The sequence below is a fragment of the Pseudomonas sp. G1002 genome (assembly GCF_013385455.1).
Classification (GTDB): Bacteria; Pseudomonadota; Gammaproteobacteria; order Pseudomonadales; family Pseudomonadaceae; genus Aquipseudomonas.
This window is the reverse complement of sequence record NZ_JACAPY010000034.1, coordinates 21,040-28,465: the sequence shown is the minus strand read 5'-3', so window position 1 is coordinate 28,465 and position 7,426 is coordinate 21,040. Positions and strand designations below refer to the sequence as shown.

9 protein-coding genes are annotated in these 7,426 nt (G+C 59.4%); 2 read left to right on the top strand and 7 right to left on the bottom strand.

Annotated elements, in window-relative coordinates:
• Positions 1-24: 24 nt before the first annotated feature.
• Genes HX801_RS22395 through HX801_RS22375 form a run of 5 tightly spaced genes read right to left on the bottom strand, consistent with a single transcriptional unit; the run spans position 25 to position 3,455 of the window.
• Positions 25-414: a RidA family protein gene (locus HX801_RS22395; RefSeq protein ID WP_003208000.1), complete on the bottom strand. Its 390-nt coding sequence runs from the start codon at positions 412-414 to the stop codon at positions 25-27.
• 23 nt (positions 415-437) lie between these two features.
• On the bottom strand, positions 438-1,223 hold the full coding sequence (locus tag HX801_RS22390) for an amino acid ABC transporter ATP-binding protein (protein WP_003207998.1): 786 nt from the start codon (positions 1,221-1,223) through the stop codon (positions 438-440).
• Entirely contained in the window at positions 1,220-1,882 is a 663-nt protein-coding gene (locus HX801_RS22385) for an amino acid ABC transporter permease (protein ID WP_003207996.1), read from the bottom strand. The genes HX801_RS22390 and HX801_RS22385 overlap by 4 nt, the downstream gene beginning before the upstream one ends.
• 9 nt (positions 1,883-1,891) lie before the next feature.
• Positions 1,892-2,554, bottom strand: a complete 663-nt coding sequence (locus HX801_RS22380) for an amino acid ABC transporter permease (RefSeq protein WP_003207993.1) — start codon at positions 2,552-2,554, stop codon at positions 1,892-1,894.
• 52 nt (positions 2,555-2,606) lie between these two features.
• A complete protein-coding gene (locus HX801_RS22375) occupies positions 2,607-3,455 on the bottom strand; it encodes a transporter substrate-binding domain-containing protein (RefSeq protein ID WP_003207992.1) in 849 nt (282 codons plus the stop codon).
• Between the two features lie 335 nt (positions 3,456-3,790).
• Here HX801_RS22375 and HX801_RS22370 point away from each other — a divergent pair, with 335 nt between their 5' ends.
• Both HX801_RS22370 and HX801_RS22365 read left to right on the top strand, forming a co-directional pair.
• A complete protein-coding gene (locus tag HX801_RS22370) occupies positions 3,791-4,027 on the top strand; it encodes a hypothetical protein (RefSeq protein WP_003207990.1) in 237 nt (78 codons plus the stop codon).
• Between the two features lie 147 nt (positions 4,028-4,174).
• Positions 4,175-4,552 (top strand): co-chaperone YbbN, encoded by a 378-nt coding sequence (locus HX801_RS22365; protein ID WP_102369342.1) that lies wholly within the window; start codon positions 4,175-4,177, stop codon positions 4,550-4,552.
• Here HX801_RS22365 and HX801_RS22360 read toward each other — a convergent pair.
• Complete coding sequence (locus HX801_RS22360) at positions 4,488-5,330, bottom strand: PhzF family phenazine biosynthesis protein (protein ID WP_008436960.1); 843 nt, start codon at positions 5,328-5,330, stop codon at positions 4,488-4,490. The two genes, HX801_RS22365 and HX801_RS22360, sit on opposite strands and share 65 nt — an antisense overlap.
• Before the next feature lie 79 nt (positions 5,331-5,409).
• On the bottom strand, positions 5,410-6,963 hold the full coding sequence (locus HX801_RS22355) for a TerC family protein (RefSeq protein ID WP_177022746.1): 1,554 nt from the start codon (positions 6,961-6,963) through the stop codon (positions 5,410-5,412).
• Positions 6,964-7,426: the final 463 nt, after the last annotated feature.

Genomic DNA, 7,426 nt, shown 5'->3' with positions numbered 1-7,426 from the left:
CCTGTGGTCTCAAGAGACGGGCATTTAGCCTTTTTTCTTGTAGGCCACGCAATCGATCTCAACCTTGCAATCGACCATCATGTTCGCCTGCACACACGCCCGCGCCGGAGCATGTTCCGGGTTGAAGTATTCGCCGAAGACTTTGTTGAAGCTCCAGAAGTCCCGTGGGTCTTCCAGCCATACACCGACGCGCACCACGTCTTCAAGGGCGTAGCCGGCTTCTTCGAGAATCGCCACCACGTTGCGCATGGTCTGGTGGGTCTGCTCGACGATCCCGCCCGTGATGATTTCACCGTCCACCGCCGGCACCTGGCCCGACACGTACAACCAGCCATCTGCTTCCACCGCGCGGGCGAAAGGACGAGGCTGGCCGCCGCCTGCAGTGGCGCCGGTGCCGTAACGAGTAATGCTCATAATGGATCTCCTGAAGTGATGATTTAAAAACGAATGTTCTTGAGAAATTCCGCGAGTCGCGGCGATTGCGGGCGTTCGAAAATGTCTTTCGGCGGCCCTTGTTCTTCAATGCGGCCCTGGTTCATGAAGACGATCTTGTCCGAGACTTCATAGGCAAAGCGCATTTCGTGGGTGACCAGCAACATGGTCATGCCCTCCTCCGCCAAACCCTTGATTACGCTGAGCACTTCGCCCACCAGTTCCGGGTCCAGGGCCGAGGTGACTTCGTCGAACAGCATCAGGCTCGGGTTCATCGCAATCGCCCGGGCAATCGCCACGCGCTGTTGCTGGCCGCCCGACAATTGGCCCGGGAAGTGATTGCGGCGCTCCAGCAGGCCGACACGATCCAACCATTTTTCCGCCAGTGCAACCGCCTCGTCCTTGCCCATCTTCTTGACCTTGAGCAGGCCCAGAGTGACGTTCTGCAAGGCGGTCAGGTGCGGGAACAGGTTGAACTGCTGGAAGGCCATGCCGGTCATTGCGCGGTGTTGGGAAATCACCCGCTCCGGGTGGCGCACACGCTTGCCGCCGACCTCGCTGTAGCCGATGGATTCGCCGTCGAGGGTGATCTGGCCGCCCTGGAATTCTTCCAGTAGGTTGACGCAACGCAGCAGCGTGGTCTTGCCCGAACCGCTGGAGCCGATCAATGTCACGACGTTGCCGCGCTGCATGCTCAGGTCGACGCCCTTGAGCACTTCCACCGGGCCGTACTGTTTACGCAGGCCGCGAATGTTCAGCAGTGGCTGGCTTTCTTTTGAGAGTTGGTTCATGGCAACGCCACCCGCTTTTCAATGTAACGCCCCAACAATTCGATGGCGTAGTTGATGACAAAAAACATAAAGCCTGCAAACAGGTAGAACTCCAGGGTCATGAACGTCCGGGCGATGACCTGTTGGGTGCTGAGGAGCAGCTCGGCCACACCGATCACCGACAGCAAGGTGGAAGCCTTGACGATTTCGGTGGACGAGTTGACCCAGGTCGGCAGGATCTGCCGCAGCGCCTGGGGTAACAGCACGTAGCCCAGGGATTGATAGAAGGTCAGGCCGATGGCCTTGCCCGCTTCCAGTTGCCCCTTGGGAATGGCCTGCAATGCACCGCGCACGATTTCCGAAACGTGAGAGCCGCAGAACAGCGTCAGGCCCACGGCACCGGCCTGGAACGCAGTGATCTGCCAGCCAAGCGCCGGCAGCATGTAGAAGCACGCCAATACCAGCACAAACACCGGCGTACCGCGGATCAGGTCGACGTACAGGCGAAACGGTGCGCGCATCCAGAATTTGCCGTAGGTCAGTACCAAGCCGGCGACGATGCCGATCAGGGTGCCGAAGATAATGGCCAGGGCCGAGCAGTAGACGCTGGTCTGGAACCCCGCCCAGAGGGTTTCCCGGGCGATCCACAACTCATGCAGCCAGCTGGGGGATTCGTACATGGGCGCTCCTTAGCGGCGAATTGCCAAACGCTGTTCCAGGTAACGGAGCAGCATGGCAATGAGGTAACAGGCAGCCACGTAGAGCGCGGTCGTGACCATCCAGGTTTCAATCACCCGGTAGCTTTCGACGTTGATCTTGCGGGCGTAATAGGTCAGCTCCGGCACCGCGATCGCGGCGGCCAGGGAGGTGTCCTTGAACAGCGAAATGAAATTGTTCGACAGCGCCGGCAGCACGTTGCGCAGCATCACCGGCACGGTGATGTACGCGCGGATACGCCACTCGCCCAGGCCAATGGCCAGGCCCGCTTCACGCAACCCCTTGGGAATGTTCAACAGGCCTGCGCGAAAGACCTCGGTGAGGTAGGCACCGGCGTACAACGACAGGGTGATGATGAACGAAGGGATCTTGTCCAGCCGGATACCCAGGCTGGGCAAGGCGAAGTAGATCAACAGGATCAGCACCAGGATCGGGGTGTTGCGGATCACCGTCACATACACCGAGGCCACGATGCGCAGCGCACGGTGTTTGGACAGCATCGCAAACGCCATCAACAGGCCGATCACGCAACCGATGGCGATGGACAGCAGTGCCAGTTCAAGGCCGAGGCCGAGCCCCGCCAGCAAGCTGGGGAAATCGCGCCACACAGCGGCAAAGTTCAACTGATAGTTCATGGTCGGCAGTACCTGATTGGGGCGCCGTCAGCGACGCCCCAGGGTTTACGAATTACTTGAACTCAACCGGGAAACCGATCGCAGGCTCCGGCAGGTCCACACCGAACCATTGCTTGAACGAGGCCTTGTACATTGGGAATTCCACACCGGTCATGGCTTCATGCAGGGCGGTGTTGACGAAGTTCAGCCAGTCCTGGTCGCCACGCTTGACGGCGCACGCATAGGTTTGCGGGCTCCAGGCGTAGCTCGGGCTGCGGTAGCGGCCCGGGTTTTGCACCATCAGGTACTTGACCGAGGACTGGTCGGTGGCGGCGGTGTCGGCACGCCCGGAGTTCACGGCCTGGTACATCAGGTCGACGCTGTCGTACTGGTCGACCTTGGCTTTGGGCAATGCCTGGTGCACCAGTTCTTCGGCGTAGACGTTCTGCAGCACGGCCACGGTGACGCTGTCGCCAGCGGCCTGCAGGTCTTCGATCTCTTTGTATTTGCTGTTGGCCGGCAGCAGCAGGCCCACGCCTTCGCGGTAGTACGGCAGGGTGAAGGCCACTTGCTGCGCGCGGCTGGCGGTAACGGTGATGAACTGGCAGCTCATGTCGACCTTGTCGGTCAACAGGTTGGGAATGCGGGCATCGGAAGACTGCACCACGTATTCGACTTTGCTCGGGTCATTGAACAGACCCTTGGCCACGATGTGGCCGATGTCGATGTCAAAACCCTGCAACTTGCCATCCGCTCCCTGGAAGTGCCACGGCGCATTGGTACTGCCTGTACCCACGATCAGGTGCCCACGCTTGAGCACTGTATCGAGCTTGCTGTCCGCCGCCTGCACTACGCTGGCGAGGGAAGCCGATGCGGCGAAGAGAAAAACACACGCTTTGAACACGGAAGGTCGGTGATGCATGACAAGCACTCCAGGGATTGTGTATTCCGCTATACCGGAACTTAGTATGTAACAACGGAATAGACAGCAGAAAGTGTGCCACACGCAATAACAGAAAAATATTTCGGGATTAATTTCTTTTTAAATCAACGGGATAGATTTTTATCAGCGATAAGGCACTGGGCCAGCCGCTGCAATCAGATTGCTACCGTTGGCTACACACCGGGGTGACAGGCCACATTTGGGTGCGGGGGCGGGTCGTTACCGTGCACGAAAGCGGTGCAGTGGCCGGATGGAAGAATTCCGTGGCTGGGCTAGTCTTGGCAGATGATCGAGCCCCCAAGGAACGCGTTCAGATGAAGATCAGTCTTGTCCTTATGTTGTTGTCGCTGGCATTTGCCACCCAGGTGTTCGCCAAGGATGACCGGCGCGAATGCAAGGCCGAGCTGGTCAGGCTGAAGGCGGCGTTCAGTACGAACTACACCACGCAGAATCATCATGGGTATCGTCGGGCCAAGGATGCCAAGGATCAGGGTGACTATAAGCAGTGCGTGGGGTTGGCGAAGAAGGCTCGGGAGCGGGCGGAGCGCTGAAGGCTTTGGGGCTGCTGCGCAGCCCAGCGGGAGCAAGCTCCCTCGCCACAATGGACCCTTAGAGGTGGGTACCTGTTAGTTTTGACAGTAGACGGTTTTGATCGCCGGGATTAGCGTGGGCCAGGCCTATCGCTCAAGGAGATCATCATGGGAATTGCAACGGCGGTGATTGCCGATGCCGAGCAGTATCAGCAGTTGCTCAAGACGCATAGAACGGTGTTCATGCTGTTTGTTTCGCAGCACTGCCCGGCCTGCGGGGAGGCCGGGCCACTGTTTGAACGGATTGCCGGGAAATACGCCAGCTCCGTGAAAAGCCTGGTGCTCGACACTGCCCGAACCCCTAGGCATCCCGAGGTTACCGGCACGCCTACCCTGCTGGTTTTCCAGAATGGCAAGATGATCAATAAGCTGGAGGGGTTCGACGAAAAAACGCTGAGGGAGACGTTCGCCAGGACCAGAATCAGTCCTCCAACATCAACCGCGCCGTACCCGAAACCCGAATCGAGGCACCCTTTTCATCGGTGATCTGCGCCTGCAAGCGCGAACGGCTGCCCATGTCCTCGCCTTGGATGATGTCGATGCGACCGTTGTGCGGCCAGCCCAGGTCCCGCAGGTAGCCGGCAAAGGCAGCGGTCGCGGCACCCGTGGCCGGGTCTTCGTACACGCCGCCCACCGCAAACGGGTTGCGGGTGTGGAACAGTGTCGGGCTTTCGGCAAACACCAGCACCACGGTACCCAGCCCGGCGTCGGTCATGTAGCGGCGACCGGCCTCCAGTTCATAGTGCATCTGGCTGAGTTTGGCGCGGCTGGCGAGCGCCAGCACCAGGTGGGAAATGCCGGCATGGATGATCGCTGGCGGAATGCTCGGGTCCAGGTCATTGCGGGTGTAACCGAACAAGGTCAGGCCCGCGTCTACCAGGGCATCGTTGGCCGGTGCGCTGCGGGTTGGCGGGGATTGCAGCGCGGCCTCGATCAGGTCGCCTTCGCTGCGGCCGCTGACGGAAATATCGCCGTTGTTCAACGCCAGGTGGAATTCGCCATCGCCCAGCGCCAGGCTCAAGGCCGCACCGAGGGCGATGGTGGCATGCCCGCAAAACGCAACTTCGGACTCCGGCGCGAAGTACCGCACGCGCCAGCCGTCATCCTGCGGGCAGGCAAATACGGTTTCCGAAAACCCGACTTCGTGGGCGATACGCTGCATTTCTACAGCTTCCGGCAGGCTGTCACCGATCCAAACACCTGCAGGGTTACCGCCCTGGTTGCCGTCACAGAATGCAGAAATCTTAAGCACGTCCAAAGTCATTCGGGTAACCCTTCCTTAACGGTTCAGTGAGCGGCGATGCTATCCAAAGGCCAGCCCAGCGTCGAATGAAATTCACCCGTTAAAGAGGGGCCAGCAACACCTGCGTGACCCGCCGCTCCTCCACCGCCGCCACGGTCAGGCGCCAGCCTTCATGTTCCAGGCTGTCACCGACCACCGGCAGTCGATCCAGCAGGCTCATCACCAGCCCGGCCAGGGTCTGGTAATCCTCCGTCGCCACAGCCTTGAAGCCGGTGCGCTGGCGGATCAGGTTGAGGTTCAAGGCGCCATTGACGCGAAAACCACCCTCCTCTTCGATGATATCCGGGCCTTCGACCTCACTCGCATCCGGCAACTCACCGGCGATGGACTCGAGGATGTCGGTCATGCTCAACACCCCGATAAAGTCGCCAAATTCGTTGATCACGAAGGCAATGTGAGTCGACTCCTGACGCATCTGCTCCAAGGCATTGAGAATCGAAAAACTCTCCAGCAAGTTGACCGCCCGGCGCGCCAGGTGCTCCAGGTTCGGCTCGTTACCGGCCAGGTATTCCTTGAGCAACTCCTTCTTGTGCACAAAGCCCAATGGCTCGTCGACATTACCGTTGCGGATCAAGGGCAGGCGCGAGTAAGACGAATGCATCAGTTTCAGGCGGATAGTGTCGGGATCGTCCGACAGATCTATAGAGTCCACCTTCGCCCGAGGCGTCATCAGCGTACGGATCGGGCGTTCAGCCAGTTGCAGCACGCCACTGATCATCACCCGCTCGCGCCGGTCGAACAGCGGCCCGCCGTTGGCATCGGGGTTATCCAGCAGGTCGGCGACCTCTTCACCTACCTCCTCCACTGCCAGATTACGCCCGCCGAGCAAACGCATTACCGCATGGGCCGTGCGCTCACGTCTCGGCAGCGTGCCCTGGGCCGACTTCTTGCGGCGCGACCGGGCGATCTGGTTGAACAGCTCGATCAGGATCGAGAAGCCGATGGCCGCGTACAGATAGCCTTTGGGAATGTGGAAGCCCAGGCCTTCGGCCGTCAGGGCAAAACCGATCATCATCAGGAAGCCCAGGCACAGCATGATCACCGTCGGGTGGGCGTTGACGAAACGGGTCAGCGGCTTGCTGGCAATGATCATCAGGCCGATGGAAATGATCACCGCGATCATCATCACCGCCAGCTCATCCACCATGCCCACGGCGGTAATCACCGCATCGAGGGAGAACACCGCATCCAGCACCACAATCTGCGCAACGATCGGCCAGAACATCGCATAGGCCACGTTGCCAGTGCGCTGAGCCACATGCCCCTCAAGGCGCTCATGCAATTCCATGGTGGCCTTGAACAACAGGAACACACCACCAAACAGCATGATCAAGTCACGGCCCGAGAAACTCTTGTCGAACACCTCGAACAGCGGTTGGGTCAGGGTCACCAACCAGGAAATACTTGCCAACAGGCCCAGACGCATCAGCAACGCCAGGGACAAACCGATCAGACGCGCACGGTCACGCTGCTCCGGCGGCAGCTTGTCCGCCAGGATCGCGATAAACACCAGGTTGTCGATGCCCAGCACCAGCTCCAGCACAATCAAAGTCAACAGGCCGAGCCAGGCCGTTGGATCCGCTAACCATTCCATTTTTCAGTATCTCTTCAAGTTTTTCAGAATGCCGGGCACGGCAACGCACGATCTAGGGACCGGGTAAGGGTAGGCAATCGGAAGACGGGATGCTTGGCCTGGAGGCAGGCGATCAGCGGGAACGGCGGCAGTGAATGTCTTGGGGAAAGACGACTGGGAGGCTCCGAGAGGGTGTTCATGTAGGTCCTGTTGTGGAAAAAGGACTTGAATCGTACAGGCGAAACAAGAATTTCCTACAATGCAAAACTATTACAAGATCTGTAATAGATAGCGTGTCGACGATTGCCTTGCATGGGTTGAAGGGCAGCGCTTATAGTCCGCCGGTCGCCCGACATGGCGATCGGATTTGGCGATCCGTTGACCGTATGCGAAAGCGCTCTGCTTGATTGCAGGCACTTTCGCACCCGCAAAGCTGCTTTATGGCAGCTGTGCGCGGGAGACCTTCGGGTCTGCCGGAACTCGG